The sequence below is a fragment of the Sinomicrobium endophyticum genome, from assembly GCF_052983315.1.
Genome location: NZ_JBRKIS010000030.1, coordinates 166,792 through 188,370, shown reverse-complemented (window position 1 = coordinate 188,370; position 21,579 = coordinate 166,792). Strand labels below are relative to the sequence as shown.

Annotated in this window: 16 protein-coding genes; 4 read left to right on the top strand and 12 right to left on the bottom strand. The window is 44.2% G+C overall.

What is annotated here, in order from left to right:
* Nucleotides 1–103: 103 nt before the first annotated feature.
* The 8 genes from ACVBDU_RS12630 to ACVBDU_RS12595 all read right to left on the bottom strand — a co-directional run bounded on the left by ACVBDU_RS12630 (nt 104) and on the right by ACVBDU_RS12595 (nt 10,864).
* The gene (locus tag ACVBDU_RS12630; protein ID WP_447180119.1) at nt 104–1,138 is read right to left on the bottom strand and encodes an LLM class flavin-dependent oxidoreductase; all 1,035 of its coding nucleotides are present in this window, start codon (nt 1,136–1,138) and stop codon (nt 104–106) included.
* Between the two features lie 34 nt (nt 1,139–1,172).
* On the bottom strand, nt 1,173–2,267 hold the full coding sequence (locus tag ACVBDU_RS12625; RefSeq protein WP_447180118.1) for an L-dopachrome tautomerase-related protein: 1,095 nt from the start codon (nt 2,265–2,267) through the stop codon (nt 1,173–1,175).
* Between the two features lie 28 nt (nt 2,268–2,295).
* On the bottom strand, nt 2,296–3,279 hold the full coding sequence (locus tag ACVBDU_RS12620; RefSeq protein WP_447180117.1) for an aldo/keto reductase: 984 nt from the start codon (nt 3,277–3,279) through the stop codon (nt 2,296–2,298).
* A gap of 989 nt (nt 3,280–4,268) precedes the next feature.
* Entirely contained in the window at nt 4,269–5,690 is a 1,422-nt protein-coding gene (locus tag ACVBDU_RS12615; RefSeq protein ID WP_447180116.1) for a TolC family protein, read from the bottom strand.
* A gap of 6 nt (nt 5,691–5,696) precedes the next feature.
* A complete protein-coding gene (locus ACVBDU_RS12610) occupies nt 5,697–7,055 on the bottom strand; it encodes an HlyD family secretion protein (protein ID WP_447180115.1) in 1,359 nt (452 codons plus the stop codon).
* Nucleotides 7,056–7,060: 5 nt separating this feature from the next.
* Nucleotides 7,061–8,722: a peptidase domain-containing ABC transporter gene (locus ACVBDU_RS12605; protein ID WP_447180114.1), complete on the bottom strand. Its 1,662-nt coding sequence runs from the start codon at nt 8,720–8,722 to the stop codon at nt 7,061–7,063.
* Nucleotides 8,719–9,393 carry a TetR/AcrR family transcriptional regulator gene (locus ACVBDU_RS12600; protein WP_447180113.1) on the bottom strand — a complete coding sequence of 225 codons (675 nt, stop codon included), beginning with the start codon at nt 9,391–9,393 and terminating at the stop codon, nt 8,719–8,721. Before ACVBDU_RS12600 ends, ACVBDU_RS12605 begins: the two co-directional genes overlap by 4 nt.
* Before the next feature lie 490 nt (nt 9,394–9,883).
* Complete coding sequence (locus tag ACVBDU_RS12595; protein ID WP_447180112.1) at nt 9,884–10,864, bottom strand: 2-hydroxyacid dehydrogenase; 981 nt, start codon at nt 10,862–10,864, stop codon at nt 9,884–9,886.
* 141 nt (nt 10,865–11,005) lie between these two features.
* Here ACVBDU_RS12595 and ACVBDU_RS12590 point away from each other — a divergent pair, with 141 nt between their 5' ends.
* On the top strand, nt 11,006–11,827 hold the full coding sequence (locus tag ACVBDU_RS12590; protein ID WP_447180111.1) for an HAEPLYID family protein: 822 nt from the start codon (nt 11,006–11,008) through the stop codon (nt 11,825–11,827).
* A 12-nt stretch (nt 11,828–11,839) separates the two neighbouring features.
* Here ACVBDU_RS12590 and ACVBDU_RS12585 read toward each other — a convergent pair whose 3' ends face one another.
* Complete coding sequence (locus ACVBDU_RS12585) at nt 11,840–13,093, bottom strand: chloride channel protein (RefSeq protein ID WP_447180110.1); 1,254 nt, start codon at nt 13,091–13,093, stop codon at nt 11,840–11,842.
* Nucleotides 13,094–13,209: 116 nt separating this feature from the next.
* Here ACVBDU_RS12585 and ACVBDU_RS12580 point away from each other — a divergent pair, with 116 nt between their 5' ends.
* Nucleotides 13,210–13,806: a 5'-methylthioadenosine/S-adenosylhomocysteine nucleosidase family protein gene (locus ACVBDU_RS12580; RefSeq protein WP_447180109.1), complete on the top strand. Its 597-nt coding sequence runs from the start codon at nt 13,210–13,212 to the stop codon at nt 13,804–13,806.
* Between the two features lie 75 nt (nt 13,807–13,881).
* On the opposite strand, the gene ACVBDU_RS12575 is transcribed toward ACVBDU_RS12580, so the two are convergent.
* Nucleotides 13,882–15,153, bottom strand: a complete 1,272-nt coding sequence (locus ACVBDU_RS12575) for an alginate export family protein (protein WP_447180108.1) — start codon at nt 15,151–15,153, stop codon at nt 13,882–13,884.
* 126 nt (nt 15,154–15,279) lie between these two features.
* Between ACVBDU_RS12575 and ACVBDU_RS12570 the strand changes: the two genes are divergently transcribed.
* Complete coding sequence (locus ACVBDU_RS12570; protein ID WP_447180107.1) at nt 15,280–15,666, top strand: hypothetical protein; 387 nt, start codon at nt 15,280–15,282, stop codon at nt 15,664–15,666.
* Nucleotides 15,663–16,490: a uroporphyrinogen-III C-methyltransferase gene (gene cobA / locus ACVBDU_RS12565; protein WP_447180106.1), complete on the top strand. Its 828-nt coding sequence runs from the start codon at nt 15,663–15,665 to the stop codon at nt 16,488–16,490. Before ACVBDU_RS12570 ends, cobA begins: the two co-directional genes overlap by 4 nt.
* Before the next feature lie 11 nt (nt 16,491–16,501).
* On the opposite strand, the gene ACVBDU_RS12560 is transcribed toward cobA, so the two are convergent.
* Nucleotides 16,502–17,953 carry a rubredoxin gene (locus ACVBDU_RS12560; protein WP_447180105.1) on the bottom strand — a complete coding sequence of 484 codons (1,452 nt, stop codon included), beginning with the start codon at nt 17,951–17,953 and terminating at the stop codon, nt 16,502–16,504.
* Nucleotides 17,950–21,471 carry a molybdopterin-dependent oxidoreductase gene (locus tag ACVBDU_RS12555; protein ID WP_447180104.1) on the bottom strand — a complete coding sequence of 1,174 codons (3,522 nt, stop codon included), beginning with the start codon at nt 21,469–21,471 and terminating at the stop codon, nt 17,950–17,952. The genes ACVBDU_RS12560 and ACVBDU_RS12555 overlap by 4 nt, the downstream gene beginning before the upstream one ends.
* Between the last annotated feature and the right edge of the window lie 108 nt (nt 21,472–21,579).

Sequence of the window (21,579 nt, the reverse complement as noted above, 5' to 3'; positions counted from 1 at the left end):
ACCATTAAACATTGCAATTATAGTTTTTTTAATGCCTTTGCCCTGTTTATAAACTCGTTTAGATTTTTTCAGCAGATGTTTTTACAGTTTATTCATTCACCTCTCAGATGTTTTCAAGGGCTTTTCGTACCTGCGGAATTACTTTGGTTCCGTACAGTTCTATAGTTTTCATCAGGTCTTTGTGCTGAGGCCCTCCAACATCTATATGGGCCACAAAACGTGTCAACCCGAACATCTCGATCGTATGCAATATTTTATCTGCAACCTGATTGGGCTCTCCCATGAACAAAGCACCTTCGGGTTCCATTCCTCCCCGGAATTGCATCCGGGTATACGGTGGCCAGCCCCTGGTTTTTCCTATCCTGTCCATCTGGGCGGCATAATAAGGGAAATAATTCCGGATAAGTTCTTCGGCAGACCCGCTTACAAAACTGTGCGAATGAATTGCCACCTGCATCTTATTTACATCATGCCCGTGTTCTTTATACTGTTCTCTGTAAAAATCGACCAACGGGAGAAACTGCTTAGGCATTCCTCCGATGATTGCAAAGATAACGGGCAATCCCAGCCTCGCAGCCCGGTAAACGGATTCCGGCGTACCTCCCACGGCTATCCATACCGGAAGCTTCTGTTCGGGACGCGGATACACGGTCTGGTTGCGCAAAGGGGCACGGAATTTACCTTCCCAATTGATAATTTCCTCTTTGTTCAAATGTAATAACAATTGAAGTTTTTCTTCAAATAATTCATTATAATCCTGCAGATCATAACCGAATAAAGGAAAAGACTCCGTGAAACTGCCACGCCCGGCGACAATTTCCGCCCTGCTACCGGACAAAAGGTCCACAGTAGTAAAATCCTGGTAAACCTTTACCGGATCAGCCGAACTCAATACGGTAACTCCGCTGGCCAGTTTTATGTTTTTTGTCACCGCAGACAAGGCAGACAATACGATTTCGGGAGAAGAAACGGCGTAATCCGGACGGTGGTGCTCCCCGAGCACAAAACAATCCAGTCCCAGTTCGTCTGCGAGTTTCACCTGTTCTATCATCTCTGCCAGGCGTTCCCCCGGCGGTTGAAACCGACCGTTTTTCTCATCGTAGGTCAGATCACCAAACATACCGATACCTAATTCCATATTTTTTTTCGCAAAGGATTAATACTATACAAATCTAAGGCAGTTTTACTTTATACACGGTATACGGATAAACCGTTCTGTTCTCTCCGTTGTTCCACTGCGGCAAGCGCTGTAACTGGGCGCAGGTAAAATACAGGTAACCATCGGACCCTGTTCCCAGGGAATCCGGCCACAACAGGCGGGAGTCTTTTACCAGGGTGTGTATTTTTCCGTCAGGACTCATATAGGTTATACTGTAATCTTCGGAAGTGGTAAAAAATATGTTTCCTTTGGCATCGGCCACCAGTCCGTGCGTAATTCCCACTTCGCCCATATCTTCGACTTTACTTTCCAGTTCGTTTACGGCCAGTGAAGAATCTGCCAGGTAACGGGTCTCTATCCGGTACAGGTTTTTTTTGTTGATGGGCTTAAAGTAGAAATACCGGAAATCTTTGGTCAATGCTATCCCGTTCACATGTGAAGAAAAAGGTTTGCCATCCGCATCCCTCATTTCCCGGCCCCTGTAAGTAAGTACGATATCATCTGCGGAAGTATACGAAGTTTTTTTGAGCACACTCCTGCTTTTACCGGTTTCCAGATCCAGTACCACTATAGCCGCCTGGCCGGGATCGGACAGGTAAGCCAGATTTTTTTCGGTGTCCACCCGTACATCGTTGAGACCGGAAACGGTTTTGTCCAGGTCTTCGAAAAGATATACCTTTTCTACTTTATCGGTACCGGTATAGATCTTCACCAGTTTGAATTTTCCTTCGGAATCTTCTCCCGAATCCCCGAAAATAGACCCTTTGGAAGCAGGTTTGGAATCCAGTACCCATAAATTATCTTCCGCATCCACGTATAAATCCTGCACCCGGAGAAAATGATCCCTCTCCTCCGAACGGATGTTCCACTCTTCATTGGGATAGGCTGTTACGCTCCCGTCTTTCTCCTCGGTAAGCGTATATTTACCGTTGCCGTCATAATTCGGAAAAGCTACAAAAATGCGGTTACCGGAAGTTACACTAAGACCTATGGCCATACTTTTGTCGAAGGAAGCCACCGGGTGCAATGCTTCACTGTGAAATTCCTCCTGGGCTGCCGCATTTGTAAGCATAGCTGTGATGATTACAGGAACACATATTTTTTTCATAAACGTTCTTTTACCTGGTTATCCCGGATCAAACCGGGGTATTTGCTTCTATGAGTTTGGCTGCTTTTAATTCCGCCCAAAGGTCGGAAGGGATCTCGACGGATAGAGACCGGGCATTGGCCGCAGCCTGCTCCGTGGTACTGGCTCCCGGTATTACCGATCCTACCGTAGGGTGAGATGCGCAGAACCCGAGGGCTACGGTTCTGAGATCCACATCGTAATTTTTCACAATGTTATTGATCTTATTTCTTTTAGCTACCATGTCCCCTGGCATTTCCCCGCTGTAATTAAAACGTTCCCTGTTAGCCAGAAAGCCTGCATTCAACGGGCCGCCAATAACCGCTGTAACATTCTTCTTGTCCATTGCCGGGAATACCTGTTCCAACGCATTCTTGTGTTCTACCAGGGAATATTGAATGGCTACGAGCATCACATCCGGGTCTGCCACTTCCAGGCATTTCAGTATTGGCTCAGGAGTATTGACCCCCATACCCCAGGCCTTGATGATACCTTCTTCCCGCATCCGGGTTAGTTCGGGAAAGGCTCCTTTACTTGCTATCTTAAATTGTTCTGTCCAGTTTTCCCCAAAGTCTCCGTTATCCGGTGAAAGATCATGAACAAAAACAATGTCTATGGAAGAAAGTCCCATACGTTGCAGGCTGTCTTCTACGGATTTGCGGACCCCGGCAGCAGAATAATCGTATCTATGCCTGAAATTCAACCTGCCTTTCCATAGCAGATCCGCATTCGGGGTAAAACCGGGATCGGGTTCCAGGATACGTCCTATCTTTGTCGACAGGATAAAATCTTCTCTCTTTTTTTCAAAGAGAAAATGCCCCATTCTTCTTTCACTGAGACCAAGGCCATACCAGGGCGACGTATCAAAGTAACGCACCCCGTTGTCCCAAGCCGCCTGCATGGTTGCCGTGATCTGATTATTGGTATTTTCGTTGAATCCGTTTCCGGCGGCTACACCGCCCAATCCTGACTTCGTGGGAAACTTATATCGCATCTTTTCCATTTTTTATGTTTGTAAACTGTTTGTATTCTGTTATCCGGTACGGCAGCCAGACCTGCTGACCAATGGGTCGTGGCCAGTGCCGCCGAAGCCAGCGTTGTTTTTGTTATAAATTCCCTTCGCGTAGCCATAATTTTTATTAGAGTATATTTAAAAGCAATACAGGTTTATCCCCGGAATCAGATTCCAAAGACCCTTAGATCTGTAAATCTATTAAGACATATGCGGTGTTTTTAAGAAGCGGGGCTTCCGGAAATGCAAAAGTGGTTGGCGGGTAATTTCCGGCTCATCTTCTCTCCCCTAATTTACGAAGCTTTATATACATATCCCAGAAAAGATCCTTCTTTTTCCGTTGCGGGGAGGCAGGAGATTTTTACTCACTAAGCGATATTTATGCTCCGTCCTGTTATCGGGATGCCCCGGGATAGTTGACTTTCGGTTTTTTGTACTAAAGAAATATCCGGAAACATGGGAAAGTTGCATTCAAAAGTATGAAAACAGCATAGTCGCAAAACGAGAATTAATAAATTATGAAGTAAATAAAAAACTTATATTCATACTATTAAAATACATTATATAAAGTTATATTTTAACTAAATTACCTCTTTTAAATACCAGGAAATATCCTGGTATTTTGAATAAAAAGAGAATATCACTCTGTCTCTATTCCGGGAAAATGCCGAAAAAAAATGGGTATTTAATAAGACTGAAAAGTATGGCCTCATAGATAGTCCTGAAGAATCTTCAGACAAGGAAATCCGGGATAGTTTTGAGGTGAATACCTTCGGGTTACAAATAGTTACACAAGGACAAATTTCCTGAATAATGGCTCCGTAGTATTTCCGGCAATGGCCAAAGCAGATTACACTATTAAGTAGAACAACGTAAACACCGGGAGGGTGTACCGGCCAACGAGATCGGTGCCCCGTCAAACTTTCAATTAACAACCAACAATTTAAGCGGTTTCTTGTATGGAATATTCTTTAATCTTCTTCGGAAACAGCAAGGGTTTTATACAGGCCTATAGCCGAAAGAAAGTAGGTGTTTTTCAGGTCTATATTGGATACCCTGGCTTTTACCAGGTTATTTTCGCGAGTGTTAATAAAGAAAATAGAACTCTCTCCCATCTCAAAAAGTTTTACTTCCCCGTTGAGCATTTGCCGGTAATCGCCTACCAGGTCCTCGTTAATGACGATCTGTTGGCGATATGAATTCAGTTCGTTATACTGTGCCCTGATCTTATTTTGAAGCGCTTCTTTTTCAAATTGCAGCCCAAATTCGAAATTTTTAAGTTTTATGTCCGCCAATCGTACTTCCGCACGCTCTTTTCTCAGGAAAAGAGGAAAGGAAAAGGATGCCCCTATTTTATAATCCTCCATACGAAATCCGTCTATATATGATGGCTCGGAGATATAATTATAACTGAGGCTCAGTTTTGGCAACATACTGTTGGCTTTTAACTTACGATCCACTTCCTGGATATTTATTTTGGTATTCAGAGCGTTGATCTTCGGATGGTTCTCTATATCGAATTCTTCCGCAAGCGGGTCCAGCGACAGTACATCAAGTATATGGTCTTCCAGGTCCTCCTGGGGTATCATCTGTTCAGACAGTTCCAGGGGAATATTATCTTCGGTCCACAGGTAATTGGACAGGGTCAGGCGGCTTTTAGTAAGTTTCAGCCTGGCCTGTTCCCATTCCAGCTTCCTGGTTTTCAATACAATTCCCGACTCTACACTATCTATAGGCGGAAGTTCGCCCAATACAATAGATTTTACGATCCATTCCTGTCTTTCCACGGCATTCCGGTAAAAATCTTCATATAGCTTTACCTTTTCATAATCCCGTTTCCAGTTCATATAAGCTACGGATGCCTCGGAAATGGCTTCTACAGTGGCAAGTGTTCGTTCGTAATTGCTGAGTTTTACGTACAGTTTGCCTTTCTTTAGTTCTGCCATACGATCGTTTATCCACAATCCCTGTCCAACCGGAACCGTAATACCAAAGGACGTGAGCCCGTCTTGCGGAACATAGTTTTCCGGGTTCATGTATATCCCATCGTTTTTATCGAAAGCCGCCTTTATTTCTATACCGTACCAGGTAGGTATTTTAAAGCTTCCGTTAAAGAGGGAATAATAGGCCTTGTCATCGTAATTCTTTTTGGAAAAATCGGCTTCCAGTTTGGGGTCGAATGCCCCCCTGGCCTTCAGAAGCTTTGCCTGCGACTCGGAAAGTACCAGGTTGGCCTGCCGTACTATGGGATGATACTTTTTAACGTAGGCCAGGAACTCCTCATATGTAAATTCATCGGATAATTCCTGGGCCCGGGCCGTTCCGAAAACCATGAGCAATACGAAAAGTCCGGAAAAAACCCGAAATGTCCTGCTAACTATCTGAATAAACATATGCGATTATTTCTTTTTCTCATTAGTACTCCCTTCCGATCCCGGAGTGTTATAAAAGTTGGGGGGAAACCCGTTTAAAGTACGCCACATTTCAAACCAGATAGGCACATTGTCAAGCAGGGCCAGCGTTTGTGACCCCGCACCGACACTCAGTTCTTCCGGCCAGCCTTTCTCTTCCGGATCCGGAGCGATGAGAACGCGGTATTTTCCGTTGGCACTGATAAAGTTTTCCTTGGCTACTATGACTCCCCCGAAAGTACCGTAGGAAACCCCCGGCCAGCCGCTGAATACGATAGTAGGCCAGCCGTCAAACCAAATACGTACCTTTCCCCCCTTGTGTACCAAAGGATAATCCAAAGGCTCTATATAAGTCTCCACGGCAATATCAAAGCTTGCAGGCATAATACTCACTACAGAAGCCCCTTCTTTTATGGTTTCCCCGATACCGGACTGCAATGCGCGGTTTACATACCCGTTCTGAGGGGCAGTAATGTAATACATACCATTGCGGATCATATAGCCGGCGTACTGCGACCGAAGTTTGCTCACCTGAGACTCAGTATCAAAACGCGTACTGAGTGCGGTTTGTATATCACTCTGCGCCTTTGCCAGTTTTTCGGCATAAGCCGCATTCAGCCTGGTGAGTTCCATTTCCGCATTGATCAATTCGTTCTGACTAGTCAGGTATTTATTTTCCTGGGTTATTATTCTGGCCTGCATTTCCTGGAGCTTTACCTTTTTCTCCTCTACATAGGTCATGGGTTTTAATCCTTCCTCGTTCAGGTTAAACGCCCTGTCATACTGGGTTTCAGCTATACTCAACTGGGTTTTCACCGCTTCCAGGTCTATACTGTCGCTGACAACCGTTAGCCTACTCTGTTTCAGCTTGTTCTCTGCCTGTTTCAGTTTCAGTCCCTGTTCTCTTTCTATGGCCTTTATCTGTTTGGTCAAAGCATTGACCTTTTCAGTATAAGATCCTACGGCACCTTCTTTGGCTTTTACCTGGTCTTCCGTGTTGGCAATGAGGTTGGGGTCAAAGTAAGAGTCCTTTATTTCGGACAAAAACATAATGGTATCTCCCTTCTGCACATAATCTCCTTCCTGTACATACCACTTTTCTATTCGGCCGCCTATAACCGCATGTATCGTTTGCGGACGCTGTTCCGGCCTGAGCGTTGTAACATAGCCCGACCCCTTAATGTTCTGTGTCCAGGGCAGGAACAACACAAGCAGAATAACAATAGCCACGCCCCAAACCACTTTTCTTATAATTCTATAGTGCTTGTTGTCCGCAAAAATCTTTGCGGAAGTGTATTTGGACATATCCACGAACTTGTCGATACGATTATCTGAAATATTCAACATGCGTATTATGCTTTTAATGTTCCTTCGGTCAGAAAGAATCTTTTGTTACACTTCTGTTTCCAGTACTCGTTTTTGGAGATAATTACCAATGTCCAGGCCTTGTCTTTTGCCGTGAGATAATCGATAATTTCTTTTGCCGACGGGTCATCCACCTTTTCCAGGGGTTCTTCCAGAAAGAGTATTTTAGGATCGGAAATAATACACCTTGCAAGCAATATTTTCTGGATTACGGAAGAACTCAGCTGCTTTCCTTCGGAATGGACCATAGTATCCAATCCGTTGGGCAGGGACTTTATATACGTTGTAAGCTGCATACTATCCATGACATTGTGTATTTCCTGCATAGGTATTCCCGGGTTTTTACAGGTAATATTCTCCAGTATTGTTCCCTCAAAAACATTGTCATTGATAGTTATGGTTCCAATATTGGAACGATAATCGTCTATAGCATACTTACTGTAATTGGTATTGTTTATAAAAATGGTTCCCCCGGTTGGCTCTATAACCCGGCTCAACAGACGTATCAGGGTAGTTTTGCCTGCCCCGTTTGCCCCGTCTATCAGAATCCGGTCGCCCTGGTTTATGATAAGGGAGACATTTTGCAGGATAAAATTATCGGAATCCGGGAATTTATAGGAGAGTTTGTCAGTTTCGATACACATGGTATCGGAATCCAGAAGGTAACTGCCATTCTCCGAACCGGAACCGGAACCGGACTCCAGATCCATATCTACCACTTTACCTATCTTTTCCAGGGAGGTAAGCACATCGTAAAACAGTTCGATGCCGGAAAAAAGTTTTTCTACCGCTGTAATAATAGTTAAAATAATGATCTCCGCCGCAACGAACTGCCCGATGTTCATTTGTTGGTTGAGCACCAGAATTCCTCCTATAATCAGTAACCCGGCGGTTATAAGTACTTTAAATCCGGTCAACTGGACAAACTGCTTTCTAAGTACGCTAAAATGGTTCTCCCTTTGATCGAGATAGCTGTTTACCAGCCTGTCATTTTTGTGCAGGGCAAAATCAAATAGTTTATTATTTTTAAAACTCAGGTGATTTCGCGCAATCTCCTGCAACCAATGCGCCACCTTATATTTATAGTTGGACTCTTCCAGACTTGTGGAAAGTCCGGGATAGAAGTTAAGCCGGAAGATCAGGTACAAAAGGACTATCAGTAAAATCCCGAAGAAAATAAAAAAAGGATGATATAGCGATAACAACAAAATCCCAAAAAGTATTTGCAGCGCCGCCCCGGAAATATCCAGCAACAGTTTGGAAAATCCCTTTTGTACGGTAAGCGTATCGAAAAAACGGTTTGCCAGTTCGGGTGGAGAATAAGGATACAACTTGTTGAATTTGATCTTAGGAAAACGATATGCGAACTCAAAAGAAGATCGCACAAATATCTTCTGCTGCAGGTTTTCCGTAATCCTGTACTGCATAATCCGGAAAACACCTACCATAGCTACTCCTACGACCACTATGATCACCAATACCACCCACGAAGTACTCACTTTACCTGCCTGGAGAAAATTCACGATGGACTGGATACCCAGCGGAAGGGATAAACTTATAATCCCGGCCAGGATGGAATACAGGATAATTTGGTAAATGTCTTTTTTATCGATACGCAACATATTGCGAAATCGCTGAATTGGTGTCATAGTAATGTTTTATTTATATTTTCTATGTAAAACGTGGTTATATCGTTTTCTCTTTTACAAAAATCCGTGATCGTCGTAAAGTGATCTTTCAGATAATGCTGGTGCAATGCTCCTTCTACAATAGAAGAAGCAAGGCTTTTTATATACGGGTATTCCGGATTCACATCCGCAATCAGTGCTGCCAGCCTGTTGATAACACTTTTGTACACCAGGAAAAAGCCCTGCCTATTCTCTTCATCCACTTCTTTGGTCAGGAATGTCTTGGTAAACTCGGCTATAATTATCCTGTTTAATACCGATTCCCGGATAAAGGTTGTTTTATCATCGTCCTCCACTTCTCCCGTTACTTCCCTGATAGCTAAATGTAGCCGTTTCAGGGGGTCTTCGATATTCAGGGTGGCCAAAGCCATACGACACTCCACCCACGACCAGTACCAGGAAGACAGGTAAAGCAATAATTTGTGCTTGTTTTCAAAATAGCGATATACCGAACTCTCATTGGAGCCGATAGATTTCCCTAATTTCTTAAAAGTAAAAGATTCAAAGCCCATTTTATCTATTAACAAAATGCTATGTTCCAAAATCTTCTTGCCCAGTACCGATGTTTCCGGATCTTTGAGATACAATTTCTCATTGATCCGCAACCGGATATTCCCTAAAATACTCTCCATAATTATAATCCGCTAAATTACAATGGGGGCAAAAATAATAGTAATACTATCACATTTCGAAAGTTTAACAATTATTTTTGAAAGCATTACAAATACAGCATTGAATCTTGTATTTAAACAATTATTCATCCTTATTTTCCGATATTGATAATTGGGATTATTCGATTTAAAGGGAATCCGGGAAAAGGTCAATTACCCCCGTGATATTCCGATAGCAGGACAAGGCGTTAAAATCTCTCTTAGTATGTAAAGCTGATATTTTTGAAAAATAAGCGGGAAAAAGTTATTGGCAAGCAGAACTACTATGCTTCCGGGACCAAACCATTCTGCTCTGAAAACTGTGGGAGTTTTACAGGCAAAATAATTGTTTTCCGGTTATTGTGTTATCGCCGCAACACCGGGAAACCCGATAACACAGGAAATATGGGAACACCGTTACTTTTACCGGTAACAGGAATAGGAAAGGCCGGGGTGCTCATATTTTTTCAGGTTAAACCTCATCGTAGACTTCCTTATTGACTACCTGGGGCATTTTATCTCCTTTAAACACCGCAATCAGATTATTTGCCGCCACACGGGCCATAGCCATTCGCGTTTCTACGGTCGCAGACCCGATATGGGGCAATATACAAACGTTAGACATCTGTAATAAAGGATTGTCCGGAAGCATGGGTTCCGGGTCGGTTACATCCAGGCCGACTCCCCATATTTCCCCTTCATTCAGCGCAGTAATCAGATCGGTTTCGTGGTGAATCTTACCTCTTGCCGTATTGATGAATATGGATGTTTTTTTCATCTTATGAAAACAATCCCGGTTGAAGCGATACTGCGTTTCGGGGGTGAGATTGGTATGTACGGAAAGTACATCGCTTTCTGCCAGCAATTCATCAAAATCCACATAGCGGGCATCCAAAAGCCGTTCGGCTTCCGTGTTACGACTTCTGTTATGGTAAATAATACGCATTCCGAAAGCTGCGCCGGCCATTCTGGCAAACTCCATTCCTATTCTCCCGAGTCCGAAAATCCCCAAAGTCTTACCGTTTATCTCTGTTCCGAGTTCATGCAGAAAACCGTTATCTTTCCACTCTCCCCTCTCCACCTGTCGAGCCGCGTAAAACGCCTTTCGCGAAGTGGCCAGCATCAGGAGAAAAGCAGTATCCGCAGTTGTTTTGCTCAACACATCAGGAGTGTTGGACACCGGGATACCATAATATGTAGCGGCTTTTAAATCCGCATGATCATATCCTACACTGGTAAGCGCTATGCCTTTGAGATGACTGCACGATTCCATAAAACGGGCATTCAGATCAGCACTTCCCACGTTAAAGAGCAGGTCTGCTTTCTTACAGGCTTCTGTAAGATCATTTTGTGACATTTTCTTATCCGAATTATTATATATGACCTCCAGCCCCTGTTCTTCCAGGAGCGCGATCACTTTTTCGGGAATTCTGCGGGATACGAACACTTTCATTTTTAACTGTTTCCGGTTTAATAGATTATTCTACCACTTCAAAGTAACAAAAATAACTAAACATTAATAGACTGTTACCGGAAGCGGGCGTGAGCATTTACTTTCCCAGATCATTCCAACATCTTCCTGTTGATTTGTGGCATGGAAAAGATAAAAGCACTTTATTTAAGAAATGTCACCTTGTTGTTCATGACCATTATGGTCACTTTAATTACTAACGCTCAAACCCGGGACACTCCTTTACCCGACAAAGTTCCTCATGCCGAACCGCTATACCTGGACCTGGTCCGCGACCTGGGGGCAAGAAAAGGAGAAAAGGAAATCAACGTGGGGGCGGATTTTGCCAAAATCAAAAACTACAACAAATATGCCTTCCTGGTAGAATATGAATTTGCCCCGATACATCGACTGGGACTTGAGGTAGAAGCGGATTTTTCTTTTTTTAAAAGAGCCGGGGGCAATGCCGAAGTTCCCGCAAACAAACTGGAATGTTTGCGGTTTTCCTCGCAGTATTCTTTCCTTGTCTCTACAGAACACCAGGCCACCCTGGCTGTAGGGTATACCCAAATCTTTGAATTCACGGATTTTAATAAGTACGGAAATAATCGGTTGATTACCGGGGTAGCCTACAACCCGTTCTTTATTGCCGCCAAACGCTGGGGGTCCGATTTTCATACCCTGGTCTATACCGGTCCGGTGGTTGGACAGGATCTGGCTGACAACACTACGGGCATCAACTGGCAGATCAATACTTCTTTCCACTACACCATTCCGGGCACCGGACATTTTATCGGAATAGAAATAAACAAGGAGATAAACCGTGGAAGATTGGAAATGACCCTTCGCCCGCAGGCTAAAATAAAATTAAACCATAGGCTTGCCGTCGGATTGGTAACAGGGTTTCCCATGAACAAGGGCCCGGAGGGCTTCAGTTCCTTTTTACGGGTTATCTACGAACTCTGATTTTTTACAGATTCAAGCTTTCTGATAAGTGTATACCGTATAACCGTACAGGTATTTTGCCGTGTGTTTGGCCAGGTAAACCGTAACCAGCATTGGCCCGAAAAGTACATATCCTCCCTTTACGATACTGCATGCCAGAAAGAGTGCTGTTAAAGGGGCATGGATAGCAGCACTGAGCATGGTTGCCGCTCCGATTAAAGCAAAATTAACTGGAACCAGCTCCATACCGAAATACTGATTTCCGACAAGCGCTACAAACAACCCGATAAACGCCCCGGTAACTATGCTCGGGGCAAAAACCCCTCCATCTCCACCACCACCCAGGGTCAGGCTTGCGGCAAGAGGTTTAAACAGTATCAACAAGAGTAAAACGGGAATCGTATATGACATATCGGTCATTTCGGAACTCATCGTTAAGAATTCCGGTATGGCATGGTAACTGTCCCCGTAAAGCTGAGGGAACATATACAAAAAGCCGCCCAACAGCAATGCCCCGATGCCGATCCGCATTAAATTATTTTCCAGGTTGCCCAGTCGTTCTTTAAAAAAGAGGACAGTTTTGGTGAAGTATACTGCACAAATACCACTCAACAGGCTCACCACTATAAAATAAGGCATGGCCTGCCATTTCCAGAACAGGATTTCCGCATCAAACAGGTACTCCTGCCCTTCGAGGTACATCACTCCACCGGCTACGGCGCTCCCCATACCAACGGCTATCCATATAAACCTGTCCCTCTTCCTGGCAATGACTTCCAGGGCGAACAATCCTCCTGCCAAAGGGCTGCTGAACAGGGTGGCTATTCCGGCAGCCACTCCGGCACAGATCAATGCGGAACGATGTTTTTTAGCCGATTTTCCGGTCCGCTGCATATTCGCTCCGACAGCCGCCGTAGCGACTACGGTAGAAACCTCTATACCGGTAGATCCCCCGGAAATAACCGTTAAAAATCCATTGATATAATGGGACGGTATCTTATACCACGGAAGTGATTCTTTGCGATGTGAAAGCGTATTGTAAATTTCTTTAATTCCCTTGTTCTTTTTCCCCTTAAAAATCCACTTTCTCAAATAGTATATGAGTATAAGTCCCGCAAAGGGAAACAGGAATAAACCTACGGTATATGCTGTGGCTAATTCCAATATGAATTCCTCTGCTGTTTCGGTCAGATATTTAAGTGTAAAGGCCAATAAAACGGACAAAACGGCAACAAGTAGTGCGTTCCAGAAAAAAAGCAATAAACTTTTTGTTTTTACCGATAACATAGGATTCTCCATTTAGGACGCAAAACTAGGAGATTTTTTCGGTTTTGCACCTTATCCTGACTGACATATCGGTCATTTCAGAAAACTGTTTCTTAAATTTGTCCTTTTCCATAAAAATGATGATAACAATAAACGAAGACAATACATATTCGCTGGAAGATACCCTATTTGTTTTTGCCCTGGAATCTGAAGCGGGGACAGCCTTTAACGATACCAATAAACTGATCACCGGCATAGGAAAGGTAAATGCCGCCTTTGAACTTTCCAAAGCCATACATAGGCGAAAACCCAGATTAATTGTTAACCTGGGTTCGGCCGGGAGCAGGCATTTCCGGAAAGGAGAAGTCGTTTGCTGCACTACGTTCGTTCAACGGGACATGGACGTAAGAGGTCTCGGTTACACTTTATACGAAACTCCGCTTTCGGGTATCCCTCCCCTTCTGGCACACGGATTCGGACTAAACGGACTTCCGGAGGGAATTTGCGGAACGGGGGACAGTTTTGAAATGAACCACGCCGCCGCGGAATACAACGTAGTAGATATGGAAGCATACCCGTTGGCCCTCATTTCCATGAAAGAAAAAATTCCTTTTCTGTGCCTGAAGTACATCTCGGACGGCGCTGACGGTTCAGCCGCAGAGGACTGGACGGTACAGGTACATAAAACATCCGAAGTATTCCGTAAAATTCTGCTCCCGCCAGGAGAACAATAATTCCACTATATTAAAAGAAACTGTCTAAATTTTACCCGTGTATTCGTGGCTAAATGAACTTTAATCCACAATTGTTTAATCAGCCATGGAGAACTGTAATAATTTCGGGGTTATTTTTAATTGTACCCATGCCCAGTTATTCGTATTGTCCGGGGAAATTCCTCCTTTAACCGTTTGCATGCTGTCCGACGGAAACATATGGGAATATCCCATATTCAGGAAGACATTTTTCATAATTTCCTTCCCGAAAACCAGGTCCAATTCGGTTCCCAGGTAATGGCTTTCCCCGGGAGACAAGTCCGCATTGGAGGTAAAGTAATGTCCTTTCAGAAGCAATGTGGACCCAGGAAACTTAAAAAGATACTTTGCATAAATATCGTTCAACCCTACATTATCCGCATGATTCCCCACATAAAAATAGTCCATAAACCCGTTGAATTTATGATTAGTGCCGTATAGCGGAAAAAACGAACGACTATCCGAATCTCCCTGCATATCGGTCCCGCTCAGAATTTCGATCCCTGCACCCAGGGTCCCCGATGTCATGGCGTATTCCCCGTTGAAGGCAAACTGGTATGCACTTAAATCGATTTCCGGCGAGGCTTTCCCGAACTGGTAATAAAAACTGCCGGAAAACTTCCATTTACTCAAAGGATACTGAAAATACAATCCGGTTGTCTGACGGTCGTAAACACCATCGGCAACAGATTTTTCTTCATCTTCATACTTCTGAAACCCGTTGTTTAAAAACAAAAAACTCAATTGCAAATTTTGAAATGTTTTGTGAGCATAGAGGTACTGCATGGTTTTATAGGTGTAAAACCCGGTTATATCATACCGGCTTCCTATAAGTGTTTCTTCTTCCTGGCTGAAGGCCAGACCTACATCCATACTAAAACCGTCATTTTTATATTTCAACAATAATGCGTCGTGAAAACGCCCCTGCATCGCCCAGTCTACTCCCCCGAATATCCTTTCATCATCGTACGAGATTACCTGTCTGCCCAGTTTCACCGAAAATTTGTCCAGGGGACTTAGTTCGGCCCAGGCCTGGAACAGGGAAAGGGAATTATTCGTATCCGAAGGGGACAGCTGGCGCGTATCTCCCCAGGTACTGACGTCCTGAATACTTAACATCACTTTCAGGTTCTCCGAAAAATATCCTGTGTTCAGGCGAGACCTCTGGGTAACAAATGCCGCCGGTTTAGCCCCGTCGGCAAACAGGTTGCCGTATCCGTGCCGGTACTCAAACCTGGATCTCATATCCGCATCCAGATGTATAGTCTGGGCAGTACACAGCATACTTAACGAGATCATTAAAAAAAAGGTTGATAAAATTCTTTTCATAGCTAAAATTTTAAATTCCACTCAAACATACATAATAATTTTATAAAATTACGTATTTATACTTATTTTTTATTTCAAAATTAAGTACAATGTATTATATTTGCCCTGTCTCTAATCAATCAATTGATGATCTCAGTCAACCAGGCCCGGCAATTTATTCAGGACCACAGTCCAACCCCGGTTATCGTGGAATCTGCAATAGATACTACCCTTGGGAAAATATTGGCTGTTGCCGTGGACGCCCCGTTTGACTTCCCGCATTTCCGGCAATCCGCTATGGATGGTTATGCGATACGGCAAGGCAGGAAAAACTACGTAGTAAAAGCAATGGAAAGTCTTATGCTTTATAAAACTTCCCGGGTAGGGTCCGGATTTTATCTGTTTTGTGCATCTTTGCGCAATAACCTGTTCTCACTATGTTGTTGCACAGAGACTCACAAAAGTTTCGCAGAGGTCCACAAAGAGTCAAATGGAAATAAAAAAATACCGGTTGCTGTAAACGAACGATTATGATAAAAAACACCCATAACAACTCCCCTTTCGTAAGCCTTGTGGGCGCAGGGCCCGGAGACCCGGAACTGTTAACTTTAAAAGCGGTTAAAGCTTTGGAAACTGCAGATGTGATATTATATGATGCCCTGGTAAACAAGGATATCCTTAAACACGCAAATGCAACGGTTAAGATGATCTTCGTGGGAAAAAGAAGATCGTTACACGCTTACTCCCAGGACGAAATAAATCAGCTGTTGGTTGATGAAGCCCGCAACAACGGCCATGTCGTAAGGCTGAAAGGCGGGGACCCGTTTATCTTCGGGAGAGGTGGTGAAGAGATGGCTTTTTTATCCCGGCATGGTATCCCTTTCCGGGTCATTCCCGGTATATCGTCTTCGGTTGCCGTACCCGCGAATATCGGTATCCCGGTAACGCACCGCGGGGTTTCGGAAAGTTTTTGGGTAATTACGGCAACAACCTCATCCGGAAAACTTTCCGATGACATAAAAATGGCTGCCAGGTCCAATGCCACTGTGGTCATACTTATGGGAATGAAAAAACTGGCGGAAATAACAGATATCTTCAAAGCGGAAAGAAAACAACATATGCCTGTAGCCGTTATTCGGAACGGTACAAACAGTAACCAGGAATATTGTACAGGCACTGTAGAAAACATTCTGAGCAAAACAGAAAAGAAGACATCAACAGCCCCGGGGATCATCGTTATCGGAGAAGTAGTAAAAATGCATCACCTGCTTTCACAAAACGGTTCTCTACCAACCGTATGGAATACGGACGATGAGTTCATCTATCAGAACTTAGGGTTACATACCGTTCCCGCTTAAATATTAAGGAATTACTGTTTTAGCCCGGTAAATACCTTTTTCCGGAACGAACCTTTGGGGGCTTCACAGATCGGGCATGTATAGTCTTCCCGGACATCTTCAAAAGAGGTTCCCGGAGGTATATTCTGTGTTATATCCCCATATACCGCATCATAAACGGTCAAACATTCCCGGCATTGAAATACTTCTTTACGATGCTCCGTCACCTCCCTGGCCGCCTTGTTATCCTCCTCCTTTTTATTTCCCAATTGTTCGAAATACATCTGGCTCAGTTCCATTAAAAGTCCGGGAAGCGCATCCTGATCAATGTCCTGTACATAGGTGATATATTCTTTGGTGTTAGGATCAAAGTCTTTGGCAAAAAGCAGGTTGTAAGTATCCCGGATATCAAACCCGGTAAGCTCCGAAGGCTGTACATTTTTCTCCACTACAATGGAAGTAAAGTAATAATAACGCCGGGTATGCTCACTGATGGTAAAAGTAAGCCCGTATGTGGAAATATCATTCTGATCAAAACTGGCAACCAGATATCGTTTTAGTTTTAACAATTCTTCATTGGCCACCGGTAAATGCCAGTTCAGTTCCAGCATGGAATGTCTTACGTTTATACCAAACCTTCCGAGCAGTTTCTCCCATTGTAACTTGGAGCGCTCCGGGATTCCTTTAATGATAAAGGATTTCCACGGTGTAATACAAATTCTCCCTATTTTTAATTCCGAACACAGGTCGCACATGGTCTTCAGGAACTTCAGGTCATAACGGTTGTTTCTCCAGTACAATCCCAGCCAGTATTCCCCGGTGCCGGTTCGGTTCATCCCTTCGTAATATGGAAAAGGATAAAAAGGCACCTCCAGAGGTTTGTCTACGGTTTTATTATCCGTTTCAACCGCATCGTTCAAAAGGTCGAAGAGGGTTTCTACATTTTCGGGCTCTTCCTGCAGGAGATTCTCGATAGCCTCTCCTATTTTTGCAATATCCCAGCTGTAGATAAGCGCCGGGTACATCTCCATGATCTCCCAGTCGGGCAGCCTGATGTATAAGTACCAGTAATCTTCCCTTTCGGAAGCGATGAAATTAAGGTGCCCCGTAAACAGGGGGACAAGTCGCTGCTTTGGTTCGGTAATATTAATTTTAAGTTTCGGAAAGTACCGGATCTGCTCCAGGATATACAGGTAACGGTCGCCGGTAATCCAGGAAGTAGTCGGGAAAATATCCGTGGTTACATAGGAACAAACTATATTTTCGGTTTGAAATCCGGAAACGGAATCCATAAGATTAAAATCTTCAAAAGCGAGTCTTTTATTCCATTCGTTTTCGCTGTATTCCGGAAAAAGGATATCCTGTCTAGACCCGAAAGAAATACTTTTTAAACCGGACTGCTCCGCATTTTCCGCTATTTTTTTTAATTCGGCGGGGGATAACACCCCTCCTTTGATCCATAATCTGGCTATCTGCTTTCTCATACCAGTGCTTTTGAATTATGCAAAAGTTCTCTTACTTCCGATTTGCAGCTTCCGCACCCGAGGCCTGCCCCGGTCTGGTTGCACAGTTCGGTAAAATCCCTGCACCCCCCGGAAATAGCTTCCTCGAGGTTTCCTGCACCGACCTGGCTACAGGAACAAACCAGTTTTCCTTTAACAGGTTTACTGCCGCCGGATCCACGCAATAGCACTTCCCTTTTATCGGCCAGTTCCATTTTGCCTTCGATCAGTCCCTTGAATTCGGCAAATTCATTTTTATCCCCCATTAAAATGGCGCCGACAAGCAGATCATTCTGTACGATACACTTTTTGTAATATCTTTTCTTCAGGTCGAGGAATACGATCTCTTCGTAAGTATCATCATTTTGCGGAACATTGATTTCCCCGACACTGCAAACGTCGAGATTACTGAACTTGAGGATGTTCATTAAAATGGATCCGTTATACGAACTGCTGATATCCCCGGCCAGGAAATTGGCTAAAACCGTAGCCTGTTCTTCTGCTGCCGAAGTTATACCAAACATTTTGTCTTTGTACTCCGCAATTTCCCCGAGTGCAAAAATATCGGTATCCGAAGTCTGCAGGTGTTGGTTTACCCGTACTCCCCTTCCGCAAACTATTCCGGCTTCTTTTGCTATTTCAATATTGGGACGAGTACCTATAGCATAAACAATAGCATTCGCATTGAGTATCCGTCCGCTTTTCAGGGTAATGTTCAGCTCCCCGGAATCCTCTGCATTAAAGACCGTGCTTACCTCATTATCAAAATAGACCTGGATACCCCGTTCGTGAACATCTTCTTCCAGGAGTTTGCTCGATGTAATATCCAGTTGCCTTTCCATCAGCCGGCTGGACCTCTGAACCACGGTAACGTTCACCAGCTCTTCCCGTAGTGCCGCAGCCAGTTCCAGTCCCAACAATCCTCCTCCCACGACAACCACATGCCTCTGCTGGGGATCGGGATGTGTGGTTTCCATAAATGCTTTAAAATCGTCCGCGTCCTTTTTATTCCGCATCGTAAACCTTCCAGGAAGGTGCAACTGGGCATCTTTGGGAGCAAAAGCACGGCTCCCGGTGGCTAAGATCAGTTTATCATACGGATACCTGCCCGCATTCTGATCGATAACTTCTCTGGTATTCCTGTCGATCTTCTCCACCGAAATCCCGGGTTTAAGATCGATTTTCAGTGTTTCCAGGGCCTTTTCCTTTACTTTCTGTAATTGTTCCCAACTCAGATTTTCCGTAATGTATTCCGGGAGTAAAACACGATTGTAGAACGAATCGGGTTCCGAGGAAAATACGGTGATCTCATCCTCTGTATTGTGTTCCCTGTAATTTTGTATAAAGCGGAATGCGGCAGCCCCGGCACCTATAACTACGATCTTTTCTTTTTTCTTTTCATATTTATTAATACGTACGGCTGTATATTTAAAGTCGGGTTCTTTCGAGATCGGGTCTACAATACCGCTTGTTAAATTATTGGCCCTGTTCAGATCGCTTTTTAACTTTTTCCCCCAATGCATCGGCATGAAAACCACGCCTTCCCGGATATTCTCCGTAATCTTCGTGCGGAGCCTTACCTGTCCGTATTTACTGCTTACTTCAATAACATCCCCGTTACGGATACCTTTTAGATAAGCATCCACCATATTAATTTCCAATACCGGATCGGGATAATGTGTTTTTAACCTTGAGACCTTCCCCGTTTTGGTCATGGTATGCCATTGATCGCGTACCCTTCCCGTGGTCAGTACCAGGGGATATTCCGATTCCTTCTGTAAAAATCCTGGGTTCGTGACTTTAGGAATATTAAAAACGGCCTTTTGGGACGGAGTATAAAATACCTTGTCCTGGAAAAGCCTGGGGGTACCGGGGTGCCGGTATTCGGAAACCGGCCATTGGAATGTACCTTCGTTCTTAAGGCGATCGTAATTCAAATACGATACATCTATATTGGTCCCTTTGGTCATCTGGGCGTATTCCTCGTATATTTCGGATGTATTCCCGTAATTAAACCCTCCGTACCCCATTCGCTGTGCAAAGTCACAAAGTATATCTACATCCGGTCTTGCCTCCCCGGGCGGATGGATGTACTTGGGAAGATACGATATCCGCCTTTCCGAATTTGTCATGGTGCCTTCCTTTTCCAGCCATCCTGCTGCCGGAAGTACAAGGTCCGCATATTCGACCGTATCGGAATTCTCAGATATATCCTGGACTACCACAAACCGCGCTTTCTTTAGCGCAGCTTCCGCTTTTTTGGAATTGGGAAGACTGACCATAGGGTTGGTACAGATAATCCAGATGGCCTTAAGTTTTCCATCCTCCAGGGCATCTATCATTTCGGTAGCCGTATACCCAGGCTTGGCATTAATTTTTTCCACGCCCCAGAAATTGGCTACCTCTTCCCTGTGTTCGGGATTGGCCAGGTCTTTGTGTACGGCAAGTAAATTGGCCATACCTCCTACTTCCCTTCCTCCCATGGCATTGGGCTGGCCTGTTAACGAGAAAGGGCCGCATCCGGGTTTGCCTACCTGCCCGGTAACGAGTGACAGGTTGAGAAGGGCATAATTCTTTTCACTGCCTATTATACTCTGGTTCAGTCCCATTGCCCAAAAACTCATAAAGCCTCCGGATCTCCCGATCATCATAGCCGCTTCTTTAATATCTGCAATGGTTATACCACAAATTTCGGCTGCTTTACTGAAGGAAACAGCCTGAACAGCTTCCCTGAACTCTTTGAATCCCTGCGTATGGTTTTTGATAAAATTCTTATCTATATACCCTTTTTTAAGAAGGTATCTCCCTATGGCGTTATAGAGGAACACATCCGTTCCCGGTAAAATCTGTAAGTGGAGGTCCGCAAGGGCTGCCGAATCCGTTTTCCTGGGATCAACGACAATAACCTTTACATCCGGGTTCTTCTGTTTGTGGTTTTCAAGCCGCCGGAAAAGGATGGGGTGGCACCATGCGGGATTGGCCCCGGCAATTAAGAAAGTATCCGCAAGTTCTATATCTTCATAACTTCCCGGCACGATATCCTCTCCAAAGGTCTTTTTATACCCTACAACGGCAGAACTCATACAAAGCCTGGAATTGGTATCAATATTATTGGTACCGATAAACCCTTTTACCAGTTTGTTGGCTATATAATATTCCTCCGTCAAACACTGTCCCGATACGTAGAAACCCACGCTGTCCGGGCCGTGTTTTTCAATGATAGACCTGAATACGCCCACCGCCCTGTCCAGAGCCTCGTCCCACGATACCCTTTCCTTGGGGTGCGACCTGCTCCAGCGCATTTCGGGGTACAACAACCTGTCCGAAGTATCATTGACCACATAATGCAGGTTCATTCCTTTGGAACAAAGCATGCCCTTGTTTACGGGATGATCTTTATCTCCTTCCACCTCCACACGGTTCCTTGCATTTTTACGTACAACGATCCCGCATCCAACACCACAGTACGAACACGTACTTTTCACTTCCTTTTCCAACATACATTTGCCGGTTTTATACAAATTTGAACTATTTATACCACAGATAAAAGAGAAATCGAAACAATTGAAATATAAGGAATTGTCTTTATGTTTTTTTGAACAATCCGA

Coding starts and splice junctions, on each gene's coding strand:
- ACVBDU_RS12580 (WP_447180109.1), top strand. CDS start 13,210: ATGATGATAACAATAAACGAAGACAATACATATTCGCTGGAAGATACC.
- ACVBDU_RS12575 (WP_447180108.1), bottom strand. CDS start 15,153: ATGAAAAGAATTTTATCAACCTTTTTTTTAATGATCTCGTTAAGTATG.
- cobA (WP_447180106.1), top strand. CDS start 15,663: ATGATAAAAAACACCCATAACAACTCCCCTTTCGTAAGCCTTGTGGGC.
- ACVBDU_RS12605 (WP_447180114.1), bottom strand. CDS start 8,722: ATGACACCAATTCAGCGATTTCGCAATATGTTGCGTATCGATAAAAAA.
- ACVBDU_RS12610 (WP_447180115.1), bottom strand. CDS start 7,055: ATGTTGAATATTTCAGATAATCGTATCGACAAGTTCGTGGATATGTCC.
- ACVBDU_RS12555 (WP_447180104.1), bottom strand. CDS start 21,471: ATGTTGGAAAAGGAAGTGAAAAGTACGTGTTCGTACTGTGGTGTTGGA.
- ACVBDU_RS12560 (WP_447180105.1), bottom strand. CDS start 17,953: ATGAGAAAGCAGATAGCCAGATTATGGATCAAAGGAGGGGTGTTATCC.
- ACVBDU_RS12615 (WP_447180116.1), bottom strand. CDS start 5,690: ATGTTTATTCAGATAGTTAGCAGGACATTTCGGGTTTTTTCCGGACTT.
- ACVBDU_RS12600 (WP_447180113.1), bottom strand. CDS start 9,393: ATGGAGAGTATTTTAGGGAATATCCGGTTGCGGATCAATGAGAAATTG.
- ACVBDU_RS12585 (WP_447180110.1), bottom strand. CDS start 13,093: ATGTTATCGGTAAAAACAAAAAGTTTATTGCTTTTTTTCTGGAACGCA.
- ACVBDU_RS12620 (WP_447180117.1), bottom strand. CDS start 3,279: ATGCGATATAAGTTTCCCACGAAGTCAGGATTGGGCGGTGTAGCCGCC.
- ACVBDU_RS12570 (WP_447180107.1), top strand. CDS start 15,280: ATGATCTCAGTCAACCAGGCCCGGCAATTTATTCAGGACCACAGTCCA.
- ACVBDU_RS12595 (WP_447180112.1), bottom strand. CDS start 10,864: ATGAAAGTGTTCGTATCCCGCAGAATTCCCGAAAAAGTGATCGCGCTC.
- ACVBDU_RS12630 (WP_447180119.1), bottom strand. CDS start 1,138: ATGGAATTAGGTATCGGTATGTTTGGTGATCTGACCTACGATGAGAAA.
- ACVBDU_RS12590 (WP_447180111.1), top strand. CDS start 11,006: ATGGAAAAGATAAAAGCACTTTATTTAAGAAATGTCACCTTGTTGTTC.
- ACVBDU_RS12625 (WP_447180118.1), bottom strand. CDS start 2,267: ATGAAAAAAATATGTGTTCCTGTAATCATCACAGCTATGCTTACAAAT.